Below are 22,108 nucleotides of genomic sequence, written 5' to 3' on the forward strand. Positions count from 1 at the left end.
GAGTGCCTGGAGGCGTTCGTCTCGATGGACTATTCGCTGAAGTCGGAGGATGGATAATGAATTCGGACGACGACGTTCGTCAAAAAACCGGTTCAACGCACGGAATAGTACAGCAGACCAGTATTTTAGTGAATGAGTCGGTGTCGACGAAGAAGTAAGAGCACTCGACGATAGAGGTCGGATCAGCTGGCGGGCGGTGAGAATAGGCGCGGTTCAGGACCAACATCACGAACCTCGAGCAACATAGCGAGATGAGACTGCAACAATAACGACCTCGCCTGCCGGACAACACCCCCACCCCGGATTTCAAATGAAATCAGTTCCAGAGGAAGGGGTGGGTTAGTTCGGAGGGGAACTCGGTTGACTGCCAGAGAAGGACAATTGTGCGGTAGCGAGTTTGTATTGCACGATATTCAGGTTCTAGGTTTCGTGTGGAAACCAGCTTACTTATCACGTTATTATATATTTTACTATAACGGTAAAGTAGTAGTAGTAGTGAAGCTGTGAAAGACGCAGCTTCGAGAGTTAGAACAGCTATCGGTCACAGCTCGATGAATCCTAGAAGCGCGTTTATATACTCTCTACTAGAACAGCTACTCTGTTCCTCCTCGACGACTTACTTACAATACTTCTCGAATGCTTACGAGAGCAGCACCATATTTCGAATGACTTCCCATTTACAGAGCCTCTATCCCGTTATTATCCGACTTTCGCGGCACCGCTCTCTCTAACGCACTGGCTATACGGGGCTTCTACTCTTTGGGGAATTCATTTGAAATCCGGGGTGGGGGTGTACGTACTACTCTAACCGAACCAGACGATACCAAGATTTCATCTGAAATTCGGTGTGGGGGTCGGGTAGTTTCTCCAGTTGATCTGTCCACACGAGAAAATCATCTGAAATGCGGTGTTACGCAAACGTGTTCTCAGTGCTGATCGCCGAACTTGGTTCGAGAACGAACGAGAGGAACGAGGCCGGTATTCGGCCAAATCCGAGCGAACAATGGGACCGAGGGAAAGAACTAAGTCGAATTCATTTGAAATTCGGTGTATGGCTTCAAGCGAGGAGCAGACGAATACACTCGGCGATTATGCTGCCGAACACGGGGCTGTTGCCTACTCTCGCTCCAAGTCTCGCGATGATCCGCTTTCTGTCCTCGACGAGGAAGATCCGATTTTTGCCAATGAAGATCTGCTCCGTATCGACCACATCCCGGACCACGACAAAATCGTTGGTCGAAACGACCAGATCGAAACCGTTGCTCGGCGACTCAAACCGACGATCGACGGTGGCTCCGGAAAAGGCACACTTCTCTTGGGCAAGTCCGGCTCCGGCAAGACACTCGTCACTCGGTATGTCAGTCGTGAAGTCGAAGAACGAGGCGCGAGCAATGACGTTCGCATTGGACGTGCAATCATCGACTGTGCGCAACGCCGTTCGGAGGTCCAGACGATCATTCATCTCTCGAAGAGCTTGAACGACTCCGACAAAACGGGTGTGGAGATTCCACAGTCGGGCATCGCGACGGGGGCCTACTACGACCGTTTGTGGACGGTTATCGACGAACTCTACGACGCCGTTATTGTCGTTCTTGACGAAATCGACCGTCTTGCACCCCCTGACGACGCCCAAAATGTCCCTCCAGAGGAGGCGGATGATAGCAAACTCCTGATGCAGTTGTCCCGGGCCGGTGAGGAGAACGATGTTGAGGCCAGCATTACAGTCGTCGGCATCAGTAACGACCTCAAATACGGCGATCGGCTGGACACTCGCGTTGAGAGCTCGTTTGCTCCGGACGAGATCGTGTTCCCAGCGTACGATGCAAACCAGCTCGGCGACATTCTGGATCGACGTCGCGACGCCTATCATGACGGTGTCCTCTCGGACGACGTCATCCCGCTATGTTCGGCGTTTTCTGCACAGGAACACGGTGATGCACGACGTGCGATCGACCTCTTTCGACTCGCCGGCGAGATCGCTCGCGACGACGATGCCGACCACGTCCGTGAAGAACACGTTCGTGCTGCCAACGATGATGCCGAAGTGACACGGATTCAGGATCTTATCCGCGGGTGTCCGACGCAGGCGAAGGTTGCAATTGCCGCGCTCGCTGCGATGGACGAATACACGAACCAGTCTCATTTCAAAGCAACCGAAATGTATCAAGTCTATCGCGAATTCGCCGAAGCGATCGATACGAATGTCCTTGGGCAGAAGCGAATCACCGACCAGCTTCGGGAGTATGAGACGCTGAAAATCATCGATATGACCCGAACGAGTGACGGATATCGAGAGGGAACGTACCTTCAGCTCTCACTGTTGGACGAGGCGAGTCTCTTGCTTCAATCGATCGGCCTCGATGATCGGTGCTCAAAGATTCCTATTGATTCCCGAATGCGTCAACGGCTCATCGATATTGTCGGCCGCTAGATCGGGAAGGCTGGTGTCCCTCTCGATTGTTCCGTTCGATCACTGGCGCTACCTTCCGGACTATCTTGAGTCGCTAGCCGTTCCGTTCAGAGCCTGCTTAACCAACATAACCGCCTATTTCTTCCCAGCTGTTGGTTAACAACATACCACATTTCCAGTGAACACCCCTCGTTACGAGTGAGTTCGCAACCAAAGACAGCGACACGGTGCAGGGCATCGGTCGCCCAGTCACTGAACCGGCCTACTTGGAACCAGACGGTGTCTCGGACGGGACAGTAACTGTCTCGGCCAGGTCGACGACGTCATAGACGTGAATCCCGGTTTTGAACCAGAGAACGCGGTCGGCTGTCCGTCCGAACTCTTCACTCGCACAATCCAGGCGCTCCGACACAGCTAACACGAAATTGTCGGCCTCTACCTGTCGAATCTTCGTGAGCTTCGACTCCAGATACTCGGGCGTCCAGAACCCGACGATCTCGAGGATCGCCCGCCGACCGTCAGGATGCTCAATCGCAAAGTCAGGGATCATCACTTCGGCACCTAGGTCGAAGATGTCATCCTCACGGACGAGCTCCCATTCCGTATTCGAGCGCTCCCATTTCTGCGCAAGCGTTCGTTCGACGTCGCTATCGAACTGATCCCCGGTACTGTAGTGCGAATCGAGATTCTCAGTGTGGTCGAGTGTGAACACTCGCGTCTCGCCGGTCGTTTCGTCGGCGAGAACCTCGGCGGCCATCTCCCAGCGGTTACAGAGCGGCAATGCCGGTAGGAAGTTCGCCATGCGAATTCCGTACTTCTGTGATTTCGAGAACAGCGACGCCGGCCCATCCAGCACGGCTTCGTAGCCAGCGGCCTGATCCGTGCTCGCGACGCGCTCGCCCTCGGCGTCGATTGGATAAATCCGGTGCATCAACCCGAACAACTTCACGTAGCTGAAGACGGTCCCGAAGTGATCCCAGACGCGAATCCGCATCTCTGTGGCGTCGTACAGCACTGCCTGAGCAAGCGCCAGATTATACCGGGTCAACAGCCAGTCCACGGTAAGGTCGGTGTGTTCGTAGTCCGCGTCGCTACTGCCGGTCAACGCGGTCGTCGACGTCGACGAGACGCCATCAGTCGTGTACTGGTCGGCCGTTCGCGTTCCAATCCGAACGAGCCGCTTGTTGTCCTCCAGATCGGCGTACATTCCGCGATAGCACTCCTCGAGGGAGATCCCCAACTCGTCGGCCACCGCGCTGTACACCTCTAGTTTCTGTGTATCCTCACCGAGCGTGGGCTGGCGGACGATCGGATACCGCGTATTGGCTTTCTCGAACAGTCGTTGGCGGATCTCGTGGGGATCAACTGAGGCGACGACCTCGAACTCGCACTCGTCTTTCAGGAGCTTTGCGAGTCCCTGGACGATTTTGTAGTCGGTATCCGCGACAGTCAACTCGTCAATTGCGTCTTCGAGGTCGCCTTTCGGCTCATTGAGGTGGGTCTCGAACAGCTGGATGAGTTCTCGCGCCGTCTCACGATAGCGGCCATCAGTCGGATCGATGAACAACGGTCTGATTTCCTGGTCGGTCGTGCGTGACCGTGCGAGATTCGTGGTCAGCACTATGTGCTCACCCCTTCCCGGCGGCGCTGGGAGACGTACGTCTCCATCGTGTCATCCGTGATAATCTCGTAGAGGCGTGCCGGTTGGCGGCCGTCCGTGGGCCGCAGGATGCGGCCGAGTCGCTGCGCGTACTGGCGTTTCGAGGCGCTCCCCGAGAGAATGATCCCCACGTTTGCCGCCGGGACATCGATCCCCTCGTCGAGGACTTGTGAGGTCACCAGCATCGAGTAGTCGCCACTCCGAAACTGTTCGAGAATCTCGGTCCGTTCGTCGGTCTTCGTCTGATGGGTGATGCAGGGAACGATGAATTCCTGGGAGATGTCGTAGGCGAAGTCGTTGTTCGCGGTGAAGATGATCGAACGGTCGTCGTGATGGCGTTTGATGAGATTGTCGAGCGTGTCGAGCTTCTTCTCGGCGGTGCGGGCGATCCGCTCGGCGCGTTGCTTGGCGATGAGCGCCCGTCGGCCCTGTGGATCGTAGGACGTGCGCTTGAGAAACTCCGCATAGCCGTCCTCTTTCCAGAGGTCGAACTCGTGGCTGTCGACGTAGTCGCGATAGAGCTGGTACTCCTCGTCGTATGTCTCGCGCTCGTCGGCTGTGAGATCAACCGACATATGGATCGTTTCGTACTCGCTGAGGTACTCGCCGGTGAGCTCGTCGACGTCCTCGCGGTAGACGACCGGGCCGATGAGGTCCTCGAGGAGTTCGTGCTTGCCGTCGGGGCGTTCGTAGGTGGCGGTCAGCCCGAGGCGGTACGGCGCAATCGTCATCTCGGGAATCTGCCGGTAGGTCGGGGCTGGCAGGTGGTGTTCCTCGTCGACGACGAGTAGGCCGAACTGGTCGCCGTACTCGTTGATGTAGCGGTAGGCGCTGTCGTAGGTCGTAACCGTGATCGCGGTGACCTCGTGGCTGCCGCCGCCGAGGACACCAACTGGCTCCGTGAGCTGGTCGCCGAAGGCGTTGGTGAGCGTAGCGTGCCACTGGTTCATCAGATCGATCGTCGGCGTGACGATGAGCGCACTGACGCCGGCGTCAGCAATCGCCTGCAGCCCGAGGAACGTCTTCCCGCTGCCCGTCGGGAGGACGACGCTGCCCCGTCGCCCGTGGTCGATCCAGGCGTCGAGGGCGGCCTGCTGGTAGTCACGCGGTTCGATGTGGAGCGCCGGCGTGAGATCGAGGTCAGGGTAGGCCCGAGCGGTGTCTTCGAGCGCTTGCCCGAAGCCGTCTCGAAGCGTTGCCTGCTCATTGCCGTCCGACCATATACCAGCCCATTCGAGGAGCGCCTGATACCGGTAGGCTTGGGACCGGTACTCGTCGACGCGGTCATCCCACTCTGCGTACGGAACCGACTCAGGAGCGTCGCGAAGCAGAAGGGTGCCGTCGTCGAACTTGAGCTCCATCGTAGCTGTGCTATCCTTGTCGAGTGAGAGGGGAATACCTTACTGGATATTTCTCAGCGCCACACTGCTCGCGGCGTCGGTCCGATGACATCTCACCCGCCGCTTCTTGCACTCGTATTTGTCACTGTTTGGGGCGCTCATTCGGACATCGGCCACTCAACGACGAGTCGTCTCAGTAGCCGTAACCAGCTCATCGATGAATGTAGCGAACAGCGAGTCAGGCTCACGATCAGGGCCGGTCGGCGGCTCCTTCCAGAATTCGACGTCGAATGCATGCGCTGTCGTTGCCGATCCCTCTGTGGCGATCACCATGAGAATCGCCTGCTGATAGATCACGATCGTTCGCTGCTCGTCCACGTCGAGATATTCGATCCCAGCTGTCGCAAGCGCCGTGCGGAGATCCGCCGGGTCGGCCAATCTATAGTGCTCTACCGGCGTATCGTCGCCCGTCATAACGGTCACTACTGGCCGTCGGTACAAGTATGCCCGTTCCTCGTGTTCGCTTGCAGTTCTAGAGTGCGGATCGTTCTCGATAGCGATCGCGACTACAATCTCTCCACCCTCCGCGATCTTCTTGTTCTCCTCGTCCCCCGAGGAGTTACACGAGTGGCGATGGAACAACAACCATGGACCAGACACCCGAAGCGTTCCGCACTGCGCTGTCGTCGGGTGACACCGAGCGCGTGAATCAGGCTATTGATGAGGTCGAGGACATGGACCTCGAGGAGCGAGCCGCGCTGTTCAACGACTGCTTCGAGCTGTGTCGTGGGCTGTACGAGAGCGATGACGGCTATCAACGGCAGTCCGTGATTCGCTTTGCGGCCGCGCTGTACCCACGACTTGGGATTCGGACGGTTGGAGCCGATATCACCGACGAAGCGTTGCCGGGCGAGTGGACGCTCGACGACATCGCGACGCATCGTAACTGGCTTCGAGACTTCTATTTGGAGGCACTCGTCGACGACGACGGGCGCGTCCGACGAGCCGCCGCCAAGGCGCTCAAGGATCTGGCGCTGTCAGCCGAGATGATCGAGGCCGACGATGAACTTCAGACGATGGTCGAGGAGTTAGAGGCGCTTGCAGCGAAGCACGACGACGCCACACAGAAACATATCGAAGCGGCCTACGAGAACGTCGCTTTTCACGCAGAAAAGCCCGGGTCGTTGCTTCCTGACGGACTTCAAGAGGCACTTGCACAGGATCTGTCTCGCGGTGATCGGTGATTTACTCCTGGATTATGCTCTGTGGACTCGGCCTGCGCTCTCTATCGACGCTTCGGAATCGGTGGCGTGTTTGACGCAGTAGCCAATCCGCCGATGTATTAACCAACACTGGCTGCCATTCGCTGCTGTTGTTGGTTAAGGCTCCGCGCAATCGGTTTCTTGCTCCGATTCGGTGATGGGATACGCGTACCCATGGAATCCAACCGTCGTCGCGACTCGCACACGCGTCGTCTCACCCGGTTCGACGTCGGCGACGTGGAGTGTCTCGTCGGCCGGCGTAGACGCCCGATACAGGCCATCACGGTCCGGTTGCGGACATTGGTCGTCGACTGTCACGGTGTATTCTTCGCCTGGTGAGAACGAATGCTGCCAGCGCCGCCACCACTCCTCGCCGATGTCCACCGCTGTCGCCAGCAGATTGTTGCCTGCATGTACCAGGATCGCCAACCACCAGAGCCCCACCAGCCACAGATACAGGCTCAGCAACCCGCTGACGAACACCGGCAGGGTTCCCCGGCGGTAGCGGCGTGGATTCCGGGTATGGAGGAACGCCCACAGGACGGACCCAGCGACCAACAGCGGAAGTTGAGCGACACCCAAGGTTACCGCCAGCAGATATGGGCCGCCGCGAAACGTGAGTTCCTCAACCACCGGCGCGATCACGACGGCGCGGACGCCTCGTCGTGTTGTTCGACGCCACCACTTGCGTTCCCAGTCGAGTCGGTCCTTGAGATCCGCAATCGTGTACGTCTCTGTCTCTCTCAAGTCGCCTTGGTGATCGCTGTCGAGCGACGCGAACCAGCCGAACGGATGCGTGCCTGTGAGTTTGACAGTCCAGTATTTGCACCGGTGGATGGCGCGTTCGAGAACAAGGCTGGCGATAGTGAGTACGGCCCACGCTACAACGAGCCGTGCTGGGTAGACGACCTGTGTTCCCGTTATGGTCGGAGCCGAAATGCTCGGTCCGAATCCCATATCCAACATAGTGCTACCGGATCTGATAAATACAGTGACTGAACCCCTCGAAAGCCCTCGGTCGCTCGGCATCCCGCGACCACGGGAAGTCGGTCCTGCTCACTTCGTTGCGCGGGCTGCGACTTCCCTGCCTTCGTTCGCTGCGCTCACGAAGACCACGCTGCGCGCCTCGCTCCTTCGTCGCTCGGTGCTTGCGGGGTCGGGGGACGACCGAGCCGGCCTCGCCCTTTCTGAGCCCCCCAGGATAGCGGTTGGTTCCTCGAGTTTCGGAACCGGATAGACGGGTGTTTCTCGACGGCTCGCCCCGCTCGCCGCGTGCCGCCCTCCGCGTCGCTCGCGGCCGACCAGTGTCGGTGATGCTACCCAACGGTCGAATTACGGTTCACAAACCGCCAGTAGCTGGCTATCGTCATTGTGGCCGGGGTTTGTCTGGATGTACGCCGTCTCCCCGACAACGACCGGCGGGCCAATACGCGCCCCGAGTTCCAGTTGCCAGCGGCGTGTTCCATCCGCCCGTGCGACGGCTGCAAGCTCCGTTCCTTGGCTGAGATACACCGTATCCCCCGCGACAGTCGGCGACAAGACAGCCCCGACATCGGACTCGTAGGTCCAGGTGCGACTGCCGTCACTCACGTCGAGTGCGTGCAACCGGCCAGTGTCGGCATCGGGGTCCCACTCGCCAACGTAGAGCGCCCCATCCGCGTATGCCGGCGGACTGAGCGTCTTCTTTGGGAGCGTCCAGTCCCACGTAACCTCACCCGAGGCGGCGTCAAGGGCGAACAGCCGCTCCGATCCCGACCACGGTGAATCGTCCATCCCTGCCGACACGTGCGGCTTCAGCGCCGCGACGAAGACGAGGTCGGCGCCAACGACGACGTGCGCCTTGAGATACCACCCGTCGCCGACGTTCAACTCGGCGGTCCAGTCCCGATCGCCGGTCCGGCGGTTCACCGCATACACTTTTCGTGTCGCCCGATAGCTGTCGTTCATATCGAACGTGAACACCCGATCGGCGGTGACCGCCGGCTTTGCCCAGTCGGTACGCCAGGTCGGTCCATTCTCTGTCTCGACGACGTGTGGGCCGAGCGTCGCCGTCCAGTTGAGGTCTCCTGTCGTCACATCGCACACGATAATCCCTCGATTTGACCCAATATAGACGGAGTCACCGTGGACAGTCGGACTGATCGGCGGATGCTCGCCGCTGGAGGCCGTAATCCCTTCCTCCTGTACCCACACCTGGTCGCCGCTGGCGGTGTCCAACGCGTGCAGACGGACGACGTTCCCTTCTGCACGCGTAATGACGAGCAATCGGTCGTCGTGGAGGGCTGGCGCCCACCGCGTCGGCGGCAACTCCGAGGTGGACCACTGCTGTGTCCCGTCCTCAGATGCGAGTGCAAACGCGGTGCCGTCTGTCCACCCCTCGGTGCAGTAGAGCGCGTCGTCGACGACGGGTGGATAGACGGGCCGGTCACCGAGGCTCTGCCACGCGATCGTCGCGTCGTCTCGTGGACCACGGGCGTCCGGTATGTGGCGCGTGTGCTGGCTATCGTAGCCGATCTGTGGCCAGGTGCCTGCCGGAATCGTATCGTTCGTGGCGGTCTCTCCTTCGGTCGTGTTACTGGATCCACGACGTGGGGCGGACAGACAGCCGGCGAGTGCTAGGACACCGCCACCAGTTACCATTTGTTGGAGGAGTTGTCGACGCGTCAGCGGGGCCATATGCCTAGCGTCGGTATCACGTCAGCAACCTTGCCCGCTGGAGTCGTCAATGAGGGACTCGCAGTCGCGATGTCTCCGAGTGCCTTCTCATAGTCCACGTGTCCGCGGCTCGTCTCGGTGGGGGTCCTTCGCAGGGTTCCGACATCGCCAGTCACCTAGCCCCATTTTTACGGGTCGCTACCCTACTGCTCGGCCAAGGTCCAGTATGTCCCACTCCGGTTCACACAGCCCAGATAGCTCGGCGACGCTTCTCGTGGAGATTGTCGAGACGCTAGAGGCGTGCGGGCTGCCCTGGGATTCGTATCAGCTCCACGACGTCGTCGACGTAGAGGCACTCGAACAGGTACTGGCTCATTCTGACGGGGATATCGAGGTCCACGTGACGATCGAGGGGATTCGTCTTGCCGTGACCCCATCAGACGTCACCGTGCTTCTCGATGATTCCACCGAGTAATTGTGAATACCAGTCCGTGCTGGAGAGTGGAGTGACGAAAGCCCACGGCCGCTCGGCATCCCGCGACCCACTCTGCGCTCCTCGTGCCTGTGGTGCTGGCGGGGTCGGGGGACGACCGAGACGGCCGCGCCCTTTCTGAGTCCACCAGGGCAGTAGCTGATTCGTCGAGCGACGCGTCAGCTAGATACCTGTTACGTCACGGGCCGTCTCGCTCGTTGCAGCTATCTGACGAGAGTTCGGGAGAGTCGAGAGTTTCAAACCAAAATTTATCCGATGTGGGCTACAGGAAGCGGTATGAGCACTGAATCGCTGGGGAAGCGTCGTGATTTTCGGTCGCTATTTGATGAACTCGACGGCGTGGCACTCTGGACCACGTCCGAGCCCGGGGAATTCGAGTACATCAGTGCTGGCTTCGAAGAAATCTGGGGGATTCCACCCGAGGAAATCAAAGACGACATCAATAATCTAATCGAGACGATCCATCCCGACGACCGAGAGCGTGTTCGCGCAAACATCGAGGAATCAACCCGCGAACTCCGTGATACGGAGTATGAGGGACGCATCGTTCGCCCGGATGGTTCGGTCCGATGGACGCTCAACCGGCAAGTCATCCTCCGGGATGAAGCCGGGGATGTCTCGGAGATCGTCGGCATTTCCACCGATATTACGGAGCAAAAACGCCGCGAGCAAGAGTTGGAACTGTTGAATCAGATCGTTTGGCACGATATCCGCAACGATATGGCGGTCGTGCTCGGCTGGGCGGAAATGCTCGACGACCACGTCGACGACGAGGGTCGCGACTACCTGCAGAAGATCCTTGCCAGCGGGGAACACGTCGTTGAACTGACCGAGGTCGCACGTGAGTACGTGGAAACGGTCGTCTCGGATGAAGCGGTCACCGTCGAACCCGTGCCACTGCGTTCGGTCCTGGAAACCGAACTGTCGCTTCGCGAGGAGTCCTTCCCGGAGGCAGAATTCGTCTTGAAGGACTCTCCACCCGACGTGGAGGTCGCTGCCAACAGTATGCTCAGTTCGGTCTTCCGGAACCTCCTCAACAACGCTGTCCAACACAACGACGCGGAGACCCCTCGGATCGAGGTTTCGTGTACGGTCCGCGACGACGAGGTCGAGGTTCGCATCGCCGACAACGGGCCGGGAATCCCGGACGATCACAAAGATACCGTGTTCGGCAAAGGAGAGCGGGGGCTCGGAAGTCCCGGGACGGGAATCGGGCTCCATCTCGTTGACACGCTCGTCACCGAATACGGGGGCGAGATCCGGGTGGAAGACAACGAGCCGACAGGCGCTGTCTTCGTTGTCCGGCTCCCACTCGCAGCGTAACTCTACCTCCCTGACACAATCGGTCCGGCGGATTGTTCGTGGAGACGACTGAACAAGCGGCTGCGACAGCTCGTGTCAGTGCCGGCGGCGGCGCGGGATGATCGGGATTTGCTGCCGCTATCCGTTGTATCGGCTGTAGCGCTCACGGACACACAGGATATCGGCTCTATTGAAATTCTCAACGCCCACCATATTCTGCAGGAGGTCGGGTAGCAGATCTGCCGCTCTATCCTTGTTCGGCTGGCTGATCGTCTTCACTGGGAGTCCGCATCCACGCGATGCCGATTCCGACGAACATTATCACGGCAGCAATTGGTTCAATCCACGGGAGAAGCGATGACTCACCGGAAAGGAAATTGTCATAAAACACGCCGATAGTCGCACCTCCGAGGAAGACAACCCAGCCAGCTGTCCGACCCATAGTCCAGTCCTCCGTTCGTGCTTGATAGAGTACGAGAAGCCACGCAAGCGCAAATAGTCCACTAACCAGAAGCGGTACCCAGTCCATAGCCGCCGATACCGAGCGCAAAAAGAAAAAATCCGGGTGGAAAATTCGCACACCCTCCTCACGGATGTTTCAGCTGATGAATTGCCTAGCTAATAGGATTTCAACAGAGCTAGTATATTCTCACGGGTCCGTCCCGCGCGTCCCTTGCCACCTTTCGCATCGCATACTTACCGGTTCTATACGCGATTGGAATGCCATTCGCAGACTCGCATAGCCTGCTTGTAATTAGCCGTCAGTTCGGTATCTGTTCACGCGCAGGCATTTCGAATGCCCTCAGTGATTCTGACGACAGACACGTCAGATGGAGTGAGCCGGTAGACCACGTTCGTCTTCAGGCCGTCAACCGCTCCGCTGGATCCATCACAGCTGTATTCGTAGGAGTACGGCATTTTGACGCGAACGTACGAGCCGGCGTCACTCTGGTTAATCACGGTCGTTTCGATGGTCCCGTACACACCTGCAGAGCCGGTCGTGTTCGAGATGTTGGCGAGGCGAGCTTCAATCCGTTGTTGCTCCGCGCTAACTGCTCGGTCGACGGCTGACGGCTGAGTCTCTTGGGGGTTTTCACAAACCATATCGACCCCGTCAATGACCTCAATCAAGTCCGTTGCATTCGGAGAAACCTGATACCGGGCAATCGTGGTGAGTCCATCTACGGCGCCGCTCTTATTTCCACAGTAGTACTCATACGAGTACGACATTTTGACCCGGACTTCGATGCCTGAACTACTCTGATTGACAACGGTGGCGTTGGGTTCTCCGTAGATCCCAACGCTACTCCCAGAGATCGTGCTCGCGTTCCCAAGCATCTCCGTGACCCGGTTGGTTTCGGCGGTCAGTGCTCGCTGTTTCGCATCAGCTGGGGAAAACTGAGTGGGCTGGTCTGGTGTCGCTGACGCCGATGGTGTGGAGGAGGGTTCTGGTGGGGAACTACCGCCGAAGCCCGCACAGCCGGCGAAAGCGACGATGAGAACCAGCAGTAGCGGGAGACCAATTCGTGACTCCATAGAACAACCTCGCAGCAGCGCTGGCATATGCTTTCTGAAGCCTCAAATGGATGGTTTGAGAGGAGCCGAAGGGAACTCCCCGGCACGCGACCCGAAATGTCAGGACTCAAGGTGAGTGCCAACTTCGGCAAGCAAGCACGCGGAGACAATCCAATTCCTGTGGATCAAGACGGCCCGCCCCGCTCGCCGCGTTCCGCCCTCCGCGTCGCTCGCGACCGACCATTCCGGGCATGCGGCGAGCAAGCTCGCCGTTCCGGGCTAAAGTGTATGTGCCCTCGGCGCCAGCGGGTATCCCCGTCGGTTGCGCCCCTCGCGGGCTTTCGCGTTCCAGCGCTTGGTGCCGCCTGCGCTGTCGCGCGCCACACCGCGGCGCGCGTTCGCGGCGACAGTCGCGCTGGACACGGACCCGCTGTCCGGGCCGGACACGAACGGGCATACTCCGCTGGCTGCTCGCTCCGGGCGGGTCGGCGCGCGGTGCTGGATGGTCGGCCGCCTCGGGCGCGCTCTCGCTCGCGCCCACAGGGCGCTCGCGAAGGCGCGAGCGAGAGCGCGCAGACGAGTCTGTCGGGTTGTCGTCGAGGAAATCCGCGATGTAAGGGCATCGCGGTGTCGGGCGCGTGAGCGCCTTCAGGTGTTGTAACACCAATGTCGAGTACCAACGCGAGCGAAAAGACGGTTTCGGACGAACAGTCTTCAACTACCACGCTGGACGGTCTCGAAGAGACAGTCGAGCGAGAGCCAGCGGCCCGGTCGGCGTGCCCGGATTGTGAGGGTCGAATCGTAACCAAAGATGAGGAGTCGTTCTGTGCGGACTGTGGCCTGGTCGTCGCGGCCGAGTGGGTTGATCGGAGCCCGACGCTGGCCGATCTGGGGAAAGTCGGAAACGCTGAGCAGAGCATCGAGACGGTGGACCCGCTGCGGACTGACAAGGGCCTGCACACGAAGATAACGAAGAGTACTGACGGACACGGCAATCCGCTCAGTAACGAACAGTGGCAGAAGTTCCAGCGCCTCCGGAAGTGGCACAAGCGCTACCAGTTCGGCGAGGGTCGCAAGCGGACGAAGCGGCTCAACGAGGGGCTGCGCGACATCGAGATGATCGGCGGCAACCTGGGCCTGCCGGGACACGTCGTCAAGACGGCGGCACAGTACCTGCGACGCGCCTCAGAAGCGCGGTTGGCCGGCGGGCGGATGGCCTGGGAGGCACTCGCGGGCGGTGCCGTCCTCCTTGCAGCGCGCGAGTCGCGGATCGAGCGCGAAGCGATCGACGTCGACGTGGCGACCTACACGAAGGCACCCCACGAGCGGGTGTGTGCCGCGGCGCGGAAGATTCGGTGTGAACTCGGGGTCGACACTGTCCCCGTTACCCGACCGAACGCGGTGATGACGGTCGTGGACGCGCTCGATGACGACGCCATTCCGGCGAGTGCAGCCGTGCGGACGTGGCGGCTGGCACACTACCTCATGAAGCTGGGCGATCACGAGCCGGTCGGGCCGGGGACGTCGCGGCTCACCATCGCGGCAGCAGCGGTCTACGGTGCCGATCGGTTGACGCCCAAGAAGCATCTCACTCAGGGGCAGGTCGCGGAGGCAACCAGCACGGTCGTGCCGACATCGACGAGCCGGATCAGTCGGTACAACTGCGAGCTCGTCGACGCCTACGAGGCCCGACACGAAACGAAAGACCCGGGTGTCATCCTCGACCAGGAGCCGGACACCCTGCACTGAGCGGGGCACTCCCCCGTTTTTATTGGCGACCACCGCCCGTGGACGCCCCGCCTCCCCACCCACCGCTCCCGGCCTCCCTCCGGTCGGCCGGCAGCCACAACCTTGTTTTCACCACTGTCACTCGTCGGTTGAGGGATAGCGGGTGAGCGCTGGTTTGTCGTTCCCAAGGGGGACGGAGCGAGTCACTGATGTCACCAACCCCATCGTTTACGCTCGACGTTGAGACAGCAACCGCTTTTCGCGACTGGTTGTTCGAGACAGGTGTAGAGAACCACAACGACCCACAGATCGCGAATCCCCTCGCTGAACTCGCCGCTGCAATCGATGGCGAACTCCACGACAGCACGGAGTACGTCGCAATCAGCGCGTCGACGACAGCTTTCCCACCGACTGACCATTCTGCTGGTGTCGACGATTCCGGGTCAACAACACACGAGGCGTCAGCGGACCCGACACGACCAACTGACGCTATCCCTGTCGACGACACTGACAGCGACCCTGCCCGACTCTACGACAGTCTCCCTGACGACGTGTGGCACGGTTCACTCGACCAACCCGATCCAGGCCAAGCGGACCCGGAACCAGGACACAGCCAAGAGCCATCGTCGACAGCAGCGCCTCACACGCAAGGAAAAGATGGCCGAATACCGGTTCGATATCGGACCTCGTACGAGTGTTCGGTGTGTGGCAGCATCCGAGAGTTAGAGACCTCGCTGAAGGTCTGTGCGTTCGTCGACGATTGCGCTGGCTGTGGAGCCGTCGACGTCCGGTTCAGCGCGGTCGGCATCCCCGAGCCAGTCCAGGACTCGTCGTAATTCCGGCTGCATCGTTTCAAGCACCCGACCTTACCCGGTCGATTCTCAACCCAGGTGCCGCGCTTCCATTTCTCTACTCGTGTCGCTATCCACAAACTCTTACTTTGTAAGTTCGTAGAAAGTCTTATGGAGTCCAAATACATACGTAGCCTGTATGAGTAAGGAAGAGCCAGAAATGGCGACGCTCAACGAGCGTGATTACGAGGTTCTTCGGACGATGCGGGAGGGCAGGGTGAACCCCCTCCTAGTTCGCGAACGAACCGCATTAGACAAAGGGGACGTGAACACAGTTCTCGTCCGCCTCGGTCGAAGCGGGTACATCGAGCAGATCACACGTGGACTCTACGAAATCACCGACAAGGGTCGGGCGGAGCTCCGAGCGGTACGACAAAAACGGGAGTCCTGGATCTTCCATGATGAGGTGACCGAATCGGACCTCGAGAGCTTCCCCGAACAAGCCGGCAAACTCGACCAGGAGAATGAGTACTACGCGTGGCTTTTGCTGGGCGTGACGGACGATGGCCGGGCGTACTATTTCGACAAGGTTGAGGAGGAGATCGTGGAGGTAGTCTCGGACGATGACGAGCTGGTAGAAGTGGAGTCACTCGCGCTTGAGGAGGTTACTCATGGCGAATCGTTCGCCGATCGGATGATGAACTACATGCTCGTCCAGAAGGATCAGCGCGAGTGGGATCGTTGGTCCCGATACTCGCTTGCCCTTTCGTTCGCTCACGAGATGGGCGGGGTGGCTCGAAACTTCCTGACGAACGAGGAACGAATCGGGTACTCATTCAGAGTCGTTTTCGACCTTGACTTCTTCGCCGTCATGGCCTTCTTGGGACTCGGCTCAGCAACGACCGACGAGTTCAGTCGCGCCGCACTGGACAAGATGGAGAATAGCCAAGAACTCCGGGAGTGGATTGATGACTTCGGACTCCCTCGGGAAGCCGAAGAGAAGGAATCAATTAGATAAATATATTTATAATTTGACTATATGAGCTCCCGTGCTGTCGTGTTTCGAGTTGATAATACACCGGAGAGACTGATGTTTCGGTCTCGAGTTTCAACCCGTGCTGACACCGTCGCGCCCGTTTGCGGGACTTGCGCCTTGTATCTTGCACGGTAGCGAGAACACCATCTGAAACTGGTAGGAAGCTCAGCGGTCAGTTCGCATACCTACCTAATGGCTTTTTCAGTGACGAGGTTGTCGAACTAATAGGATTTCAAGGGCCTGTGTTAGTGGATTTTAATTGACTGTGACACGAAGCACTAGGCACCTGAGAACCGACGATGTGGTCAAACGAACCCCGGTCGCTGCCTGATTGGATCGAGGATGCCTACCAGATCCTCGTATCGGGGACGCCGGATCAGCAGACGGAGCTCTCGCACGACCAGGCCCAGAGCCTCCTGCTCGCCGCTGAGGAATTCCCAGCTGAACCGGCTGACGCGGAGTACGCTATCGAACGGCTGCTTGACTCCGGCTGGCTCTACGCGGTCGATGGCGAGCTGCGGATCACTGATCCAGAGCGTTAACCAACATCCTACCTATTATCCCCGCTCCTGTTGGTTAAGAGTGCTGAGGAAGGGCATCCGACCAGCTGACACAGTAGCAGGGGAGACGTCGACGCGATGGTACGACGTGATCGGTATCCAGACGGGTGGAGCTCCCCCGACTGTCGATTAGATCTCATTCTTCGAAGCTGCCCGAGACCGCCCCGCCTCCCCACCCTCCGCTCCCGGCCTCCCTCCGGTCGGCCGGCAGCCACAACCTCGGGGACGATATCTGAATGACTGTTGTACGCCCTGTTCAGGAGATTGAGATTTTGAGTCCAGTACCCCTCTACTTCGGATTACTCCGTCCCACGCTTCAGTGCTCGCTCAAGTTCGGTTTGCACAGTCTCAAAGCGGGCGATCAGGCCGCGCAGCCAGCCGTCGGGGACGACGACGATCGCCTCGCCGTCGTTGAGCCGTTCGAGGTCGCTTTCGACGATCGGATGGGTTTCGTCCTGGAGTTCCTGGCGGCCAACCGAGCGGCCGTCGCGGTCGTGGACGGGGACGGACCGGCGCTGTTCCTCGCGGCCGATCTGTGACTGGGCGTACTCGACGCTCGCCGAATCGCCAACGCGCATGATGACTGATTGGACAAGACCACTCAACAGCGCGTTCGCCCGGTCTTTTCCATAGGTGTCGTGGAGTTGTGCGACCGACTGCACACCGAGCAAGAGTTGGGTGTTTCGGCCCCGGCCCGCGTTGATCAGGTCGCCAATCTTCCGGAGGCCGGGAAGGCGCGCGAACTCGTCGAGGACGAAGTACGTGTCTTGATCGTCTGCGAGTGCAAACCGTGCCGCCCAGTCGATGAAGAACCGAAACGCGGGTTGGACTGCGTCGCCCTCCGTAATCGGGAAATCCAACAGCAACGTCCGTCCCTGGGGATCCTGCATATACTCTCGGATCGAGAACTCACCTGCCTCGGCGAAGTCGCCGCGGAACAGGTCAGCGATGACTTGCTGGAAGTTCGCGTAGACGCCAGCCGCCTGTCGTTCCGAATCCGGATCGATTGCCGATGCCGCCGCGGTGAGATCCGAATGGTCTGTGAGCCGCTCGTGCATCTCTTGCTTATCCGTCGACTGGACGAACGCGACGAGGTCGGCGTTCGTCGGTGTCGTATCGCTTGCCTGGGCTTCTCGATGAAGATACGTCACGACGGCAACGAACAGCTGGCGGCCAGCTTGGCTGAAGAACTCCGCGCCATCTGTCTGGGGGAAGAGTGCGCGGCCGATTTCGTCGATATCGGCTTCCCGTTCGATTTCGGCGAAGAGATTCCAGTATTCGGTTGCGTCCGTCGACGAGAGGTAGATCATGTCCTCGTGCTCGTGGTCGTGTTCGAAGCTCTCCTGATATTCGCCTTTGTAGTCGAAGACGACGAACGGATCGTCAGTTCCAGCCTGCATCTGGTGGGTGAGGAGCTTGATCGTCTCCGTCTTCCCGGCGCCCGTTTCCCCGAGGACGAGAATCGACCGGTCCTTGCGGAGCGGAACAAATCGCGAGAGACTCATACGATCACTCGCTGCAGAGAGGCTTCGAAACGGGAGGACATAGTTCCCGTCATCGATAATTCGACGGAATTCACGCTCCGTATCCCAGGTCCGCAGTCGCTGGCCTGCATACACTGCGCTCCCGAGTGCGACGACGAAGCCACCCACACGGAGCGGCGTGAACTGCTCGATGAGCGGCAGCGACATGGCGGTCAGATAGCCGGCCTGATGCAGGAAGACTTCAGCGATCTGTGCGAGCAGCAGGACGTGAAACGCCCAGAACAGCTGGAGGTGCGCTGGAAACAGTAGGACAGTGCCGACTGCGGCCACCAGATAGAACAGAGGGACGAGCCAGAGTGCGCGACTCCGATGTAACCCATCGAATTTGAAGTCGTGGAAATTCGCGCGCTCGAGGATGGCATACACCCAGGGCAACAGCAGTGCAGCCGTCATCACGGCCGCGATCTGGAAGAAGATCTCAACCTCGTCTTCTTGCCGGTAGTCCTTGCTCTGGGACTCGGAATCAGTATGTCTGCTCACGATTCAGGCCCCTGTGCTTGTGCCTGATCGGGTTCTGGGTCGGGATCTTGGTCGTGGTCCATGTCCCGATCAGATTCAGCTTCCAGTTCGTGTGTGGCGTCGTGCTGCAACGTCTGTTCGAACTGGTGGGAGAGATCCCTGGTGAGTTCGCGATGCTGGTCGTGGAACTGCTCTTGGGCGCGCTCGCGGAGCTGTTCGCAGTCCTCTTTGTCCATCCAGAGGTCGCGTTTCGTCCCCGTCAGTGCAACTTGGGCGTGTGGATGATCAGTATCGCGATGGATTGCATAACAGTACGTCGCTGTATTGCGGTCCTTGCAAAACTCGCTCATCACCTGCCGAGTGTACAGACTGAATTGGTCGTCGGAGAGGTCGGTGCCGTTTTCGGGTGAGATGATGACCTCTCGCTCGAACTCGTATTCCTCGGACTTCTCGATGAACGCCTCGATCTCCTCGTCGGACATCTCCTCGCCAGCGCGGTTCTCAAGCCCCTTCTCCTTATCCAGATACTCGACGAGGTTCCGCGCACCGTGCTCGCGATAGTTGGTGTCCGTGAAGACCTTCATCCGCGATCACTCCGAAGCTTATCGAAGAGATCGCTGCCATCGTCCTCATCGCTTTCAGCATCGCCGGAGCCGTCTGTCGTCTCGTCGACGTCGTCCGGCGTGTCGTCGGTGGCCGCGTCAGGCGAGTCGGGCTCTTCATCGTTGGTGGGATGCTGCGTTGTGGACGACTCGGTCGTGGTTTCAGCACTCGCCTTCGTGGCCGACGTGTCCTCACCCACTTCTTGGATACTCGTCTCGAGATCTTGGCGCATCCGGCGAGCCCCAGTATCGAGTGCCTCTTGCCGGACGTGATCTGACCGATCCTGTTTCATCAGCTCGAAGTTGGCGATTGTGTAGGCGCCGAACTTCGCATTCATATCGCGGATTTCCTTGGCGGTCTCGACCATTTGCTCGGTGCCGACTGAGATGAGTTCTTGAATGCGTTCTTCAGCGCGCGCTTCTGAGGCAATCGCGTCTTGGGCGTCCTGCTGGAGCTGGCGGTCGATCATGTCGTTGATGACCCCGGACATGGAGGTGTCTTCCTCAGCGGCGCGCTGTTTGAGTTCGGCCTTGCGTTCGTCAGTGACGTACACCGTGATCTGCGTGTCGCGCCCACCCATTTCAGACGCTCCGAGCGAGACTCGCCGTGGTTGGTGTGAGCGATGCGATGGGGAAATCGGCAGTCGGTGGATGCGGAAGGCCGGTGTGTGGCGGTAGAGGGCAAGCCAAAGCTGCACATTGGTCTGTGAAAAATCGCTGGACGGCAGTTTGTGGAGACCACATTGGCTGTATCTACTCCCACATTGGATTCCACCTTAATTATTATGCCCACAGTCGAGCTGCGAATAACACGGATACTGTAGCTCGAGTGCTCCGAATACAATCTGAATGTGAATCGATTAACCAACAAACAGCCGATACAATCGGACTCGTTGGTTAAGGCGGTGCTCCGAGTGGTGTCGACTGTAATGACCAGCTTGATTCGCTAACTACCGAACCCAACGCTAGTCTTTTGTATGACTGTACCAAAGTAATGATAGAGGATAGTATGAGTAAGACAGAGTCTGAAAAAGTGGTGTCTGTATCGTCGCGCGGGCAAGCCACCATCCCGAAGGAGTTCCGCGAGGAGTTGGGTATCGACACGCCCGGCCGTGTGAAGTTCATTCGGACCGAAGAGGGTGACATCGTTGTTCGCCCCATCCACTCGGTTACAGACCTGCGTGGGGTTCTGGAAGGGAAAACCGACGAGCAGGGGCGCTCGGCAACCGAGCGCCTACGGAAGGAACGTGCAGCGGACAAAGCCAGTGAAGAGGAGTTGCGGCAGCGCTACGCCGGTGACGACGAGGCTGACGCATGACGGACGGGGCTGAGATTCCCGAAACGATCGTCTTCGACGCCGAACCACTCATCGCCTATTTCTGCAACGAACCGGGGAGCGACACCGTCGAAACGTACGTTGACGCCGTTGAAGGCGCAGCAGACGGCTACATCTCGGCGATCAATCTCGCTGAGGTCCACTACATCGTCCGGGCGATTGACGGCGAGGAGCGCGCTGATGCTGTCGTCGACGTCCTCGAGGAAAGCGGCATCCGTCGGGTCGACACCGAACAGACCTGGGCGTCAGCAGCCGACTTCAAATTCCGCTACTCGCCAGCACTCGGTGATGCCTTTGCACTCGGGACTGCAGCGCACGTCGACGGGATGCTCCTGGTCGGTGCGGACGACGACTACGACGACGTCACCGACGTCCCAATCACTCGGTTCCGGACCGAACCGGCATAGATCCTGGATCTCGTCCCATAGTGGCCGCTACGAGTGCTCCTCTGTCCGCTCTTCGAGAAATTCTCGCAGTTTCGATTTGAAAGACGGTGGAGTAGCCCCGAACGTTGACGCTGCAGATTCGACCACTTCATCAGTCTCGGCTTCCTCTTGTATCGTTCCCAGTCCGTAGAGCACTGTGCGGACGACCTCACTGTAGAACTCCTCTTCGTCGTAGCAGAATTGACAGTCGTTTCGCCAGTAGTCGGGGACGAACTGCACACGACCGGTGTGTATATGACCAGAGAAGTATGCCTTCCCCGCGAAGTGTTCCAGCAGTTCGGGGTGCCAGTAGTGATTCACGAGGATTGTCTCGTCTTCGACTAGCTCGGGATTTTGCGTGAATGTCTCTCCAGCAACGGTGATACTGTCATCTTCGGGGATGAACGTCCCCGGGAGGTCGTAGTCCTGGAATGGCTGTTCCGGACCGATTGCTCCGTCTCGATTCCCCCAGATGTAGAGAAATTCTCCGCGCTCGTGGAGCGTCTCGAAACACGGGGAGACCGCATCGAGCTGTTCTCGACCTTCGTCGACGCCATCGAACCACGCATTCGTGATATCGCCGACGTGAATTACGAAGTCGAATTCTTCGCCTTCAGTTCCGTCGACGACCCGTTCCAGAGAGTCAACGTCCCCGTGGTTGTCTCCCATACAGAGAAGTGTCGCTGCGTCCGCGAGCGTGAGTTTCCCGTCTTTCCGAGCCCCGGTGAACAGGACGTCACGCTCCTGTGCCCGGCTCGCCCCGGAAACCGACGGGAGCACCCCGAGTGCGGCCGTCGCTCCGACCGCGACGCCGCCGCGCAGGAACCCTCTGCGAGAGTGTCCCGACTCCCCGCCTGCGCCCGATGATTTGCCGCCTGCCTGTTCGTCGGTTTCCTGATCTCCAACCCATTCCCAGTCTGTGGTGTCTGGCGCGTCCATTGTTGACAGTGACCCCGTTCGTTGATTCGCAGGGTTTGCTGTCAGCTACAA

20 protein-coding genes are annotated in these 22,108 nt (G+C 59.1%); 10 read left to right on the forward strand and 10 right to left on the reverse strand.

Translation table 11 applies throughout. The features are described 5' to 3' along the window. Positions 1-1,051: 1,051 nt before the first annotated feature. Entirely contained in the window at positions 1,052-2,431 is a 1,380-nt protein-coding gene (locus tag AM590_RS05115) for a Cdc6/Cdc18 family protein (protein ID WP_058826536.1), read from the forward strand. A 241-nt stretch (positions 2,432-2,672) separates the two neighbouring features. Here the strand turns inward: AM590_RS05115 and AM590_RS05120 are convergent, their stop codons facing one another. The 3 genes from AM590_RS05120 to AM590_RS05130 all read right to left on the reverse strand — a co-directional run bounded on the left by AM590_RS05120 (position 2,673) and on the right by AM590_RS05130 (position 5,884). Further along, on the reverse strand, positions 2,673-4,031 hold the full coding sequence (locus tag AM590_RS05120; RefSeq protein ID WP_058826537.1) for a DUF790 family protein: 1,359 nt from the start codon (positions 4,029-4,031) through the stop codon (positions 2,673-2,675). Then, positions 4,031-5,431, reverse strand: coding sequence for a DEAD/DEAH box helicase family protein (locus tag AM590_RS05125; protein ID WP_058826538.1), 1,401 nt, complete (start codon positions 5,429-5,431; stop codon positions 4,031-4,033). The genes AM590_RS05120 and AM590_RS05125 overlap by 1 nt, the downstream gene beginning before the upstream one ends. A 156-nt stretch (positions 5,432-5,587) precedes the next feature. Beyond that, positions 5,588-5,884: a hypothetical protein gene (locus tag AM590_RS05130; protein WP_049985488.1), complete on the reverse strand. Its 297-nt coding sequence runs from the start codon at positions 5,882-5,884 to the stop codon at positions 5,588-5,590. Positions 5,885-6,057: 173 nt separating this feature from the next. Between AM590_RS05130 and AM590_RS05135 the strand changes: the two genes are divergently transcribed. Next, positions 6,058-6,654 carry a hypothetical protein gene (locus AM590_RS05135; protein WP_058826539.1) on the forward strand — a complete coding sequence of 199 codons (597 nt, stop codon included), beginning with the start codon at positions 6,058-6,060 and terminating at the stop codon, positions 6,652-6,654. Positions 6,655-6,789: 135 nt separating this feature from the next. Here AM590_RS05135 and AM590_RS05140 read toward each other — a convergent pair whose 3' ends face one another. Next, positions 6,790-7,629 carry a CPBP family intramembrane glutamic endopeptidase gene (locus AM590_RS05140; RefSeq protein WP_058826540.1) on the reverse strand — a complete coding sequence of 280 codons (840 nt, stop codon included), beginning with the start codon at positions 7,627-7,629 and terminating at the stop codon, positions 6,790-6,792. Positions 7,630-8,004: 375 nt separating this feature from the next. Beyond that, positions 8,005-9,312 (reverse strand): PQQ-binding-like beta-propeller repeat protein, encoded by a 1,308-nt coding sequence (locus AM590_RS05145; protein WP_253805877.1) that lies wholly within the window; start codon positions 9,310-9,312, stop codon positions 8,005-8,007. Between the two features lie 289 nt (positions 9,313-9,601). On the opposite strand from AM590_RS05145, the gene AM590_RS05150 reads away from it, so the two are divergent. Further along, positions 9,602-9,802, forward strand: coding sequence for a HalOD1 output domain-containing protein (locus tag AM590_RS05150; protein ID WP_253805878.1), 201 nt, complete (start codon positions 9,602-9,604; stop codon positions 9,800-9,802). Positions 9,803-10,096: 294 nt separating this feature from the next. Further along, positions 10,097-11,143: an ATP-binding protein gene (locus tag AM590_RS05155; RefSeq protein WP_058826542.1), complete on the forward strand. Its 1,047-nt coding sequence runs from the start codon at positions 10,097-10,099 to the stop codon at positions 11,141-11,143. 756 nt (positions 11,144-11,899) lie between these two features. Here AM590_RS05155 and AM590_RS05165 read toward each other — a convergent pair. Then, on the reverse strand, positions 11,900-12,658 hold the full coding sequence (locus AM590_RS05165) for a hypothetical protein (protein WP_157575436.1): 759 nt from the start codon (positions 12,656-12,658) through the stop codon (positions 11,900-11,902). A 645-nt stretch (positions 12,659-13,303) separates the two neighbouring features. On the opposite strand from AM590_RS05165, the gene AM590_RS05170 reads away from it, so the two are divergent. From AM590_RS05170 to AM590_RS05180, 4 genes are all read left to right on the forward strand, one after another. Further along, complete coding sequence (locus AM590_RS05170) at positions 13,304-14,386, forward strand: transcription initiation factor IIB family protein (RefSeq protein WP_058826545.1); 1,083 nt, start codon at positions 13,304-13,306, stop codon at positions 14,384-14,386. A gap of 188 nt (positions 14,387-14,574) precedes the next feature. After that, the gene (locus AM590_RS19800; RefSeq protein WP_082677675.1) at positions 14,575-15,201 is read left to right on the forward strand and encodes a hypothetical protein; all 627 of its coding nucleotides are present in this window, start codon (positions 14,575-14,577) and stop codon (positions 15,199-15,201) included. 154 nt (positions 15,202-15,355) lie between these two features. After that, a complete protein-coding gene (locus AM590_RS20990) occupies positions 15,356-16,174 on the forward strand; it encodes a hypothetical protein (protein WP_216635672.1) in 819 nt (272 codons plus the stop codon). Between the two features lie 317 nt (positions 16,175-16,491). Then, entirely contained in the window at positions 16,492-16,734 is a 243-nt protein-coding gene (locus AM590_RS05180; protein WP_049987403.1) for a hypothetical protein, read from the forward strand. 317 nt (positions 16,735-17,051) lie between these two features. Here AM590_RS05180 and AM590_RS05185 read toward each other — a convergent pair whose 3' ends face one another. The 3 genes from AM590_RS05185 to AM590_RS05195 are packed head-to-tail and all read right to left on the reverse strand — an operon-like array spanning position 17,052 to position 19,938. Next, on the reverse strand, positions 17,052-18,776 hold the full coding sequence (locus tag AM590_RS05185; protein WP_058826546.1) for a type IV secretory system conjugative DNA transfer family protein: 1,725 nt from the start codon (positions 18,774-18,776) through the stop codon (positions 17,052-17,054). After that, on the reverse strand, positions 18,773-19,339 hold the full coding sequence (locus AM590_RS05190) for a relaxase/mobilization nuclease domain-containing protein (protein WP_058826547.1): 567 nt from the start codon (positions 19,337-19,339) through the stop codon (positions 18,773-18,775). The genes AM590_RS05185 and AM590_RS05190 overlap by 4 nt, the downstream gene beginning before the upstream one ends. Continuing rightward, positions 19,336-19,938, reverse strand: a complete 603-nt coding sequence (locus tag AM590_RS05195; RefSeq protein WP_058826548.1) for a hypothetical protein — start codon at positions 19,936-19,938, stop codon at positions 19,336-19,338. The genes AM590_RS05190 and AM590_RS05195 overlap by 4 nt, the downstream gene beginning before the upstream one ends. Positions 19,939-20,366: 428 nt before the next feature. Here AM590_RS05195 and AM590_RS05200 point away from each other — a divergent pair, with 428 nt between their 5' ends. Then, positions 20,367-20,675: an AbrB/MazE/SpoVT family DNA-binding domain-containing protein gene (locus AM590_RS05200; protein WP_058826575.1), complete on the forward strand. Its 309-nt coding sequence runs from the start codon at positions 20,367-20,369 to the stop codon at positions 20,673-20,675. After that, the gene (locus AM590_RS05205) at positions 20,672-21,100 is read left to right on the forward strand and encodes a PIN domain-containing protein (RefSeq protein ID WP_049934622.1); all 429 of its coding nucleotides are present in this window, start codon (positions 20,672-20,674) and stop codon (positions 21,098-21,100) included. The genes AM590_RS05200 and AM590_RS05205 overlap by 4 nt, the downstream gene beginning before the upstream one ends. Positions 21,101-21,127: 27 nt before the next feature. On the opposite strand, the gene AM590_RS05210 is transcribed toward AM590_RS05205, so the two are convergent. After that, positions 21,128-22,057, reverse strand: coding sequence for a metallophosphoesterase family protein (locus tag AM590_RS05210; RefSeq protein WP_058826549.1), 930 nt, complete (start codon positions 22,055-22,057; stop codon positions 21,128-21,130). Positions 22,058-22,108: the final 51 nt, after the last annotated feature.

It is taken from the genome of Haloferax sp. Q22, assembly GCF_001482285.1.
Taxonomy (GTDB): Archaea; Halobacteriota; Halobacteria; order Halobacteriales; family Haloferacaceae; genus Haloferax.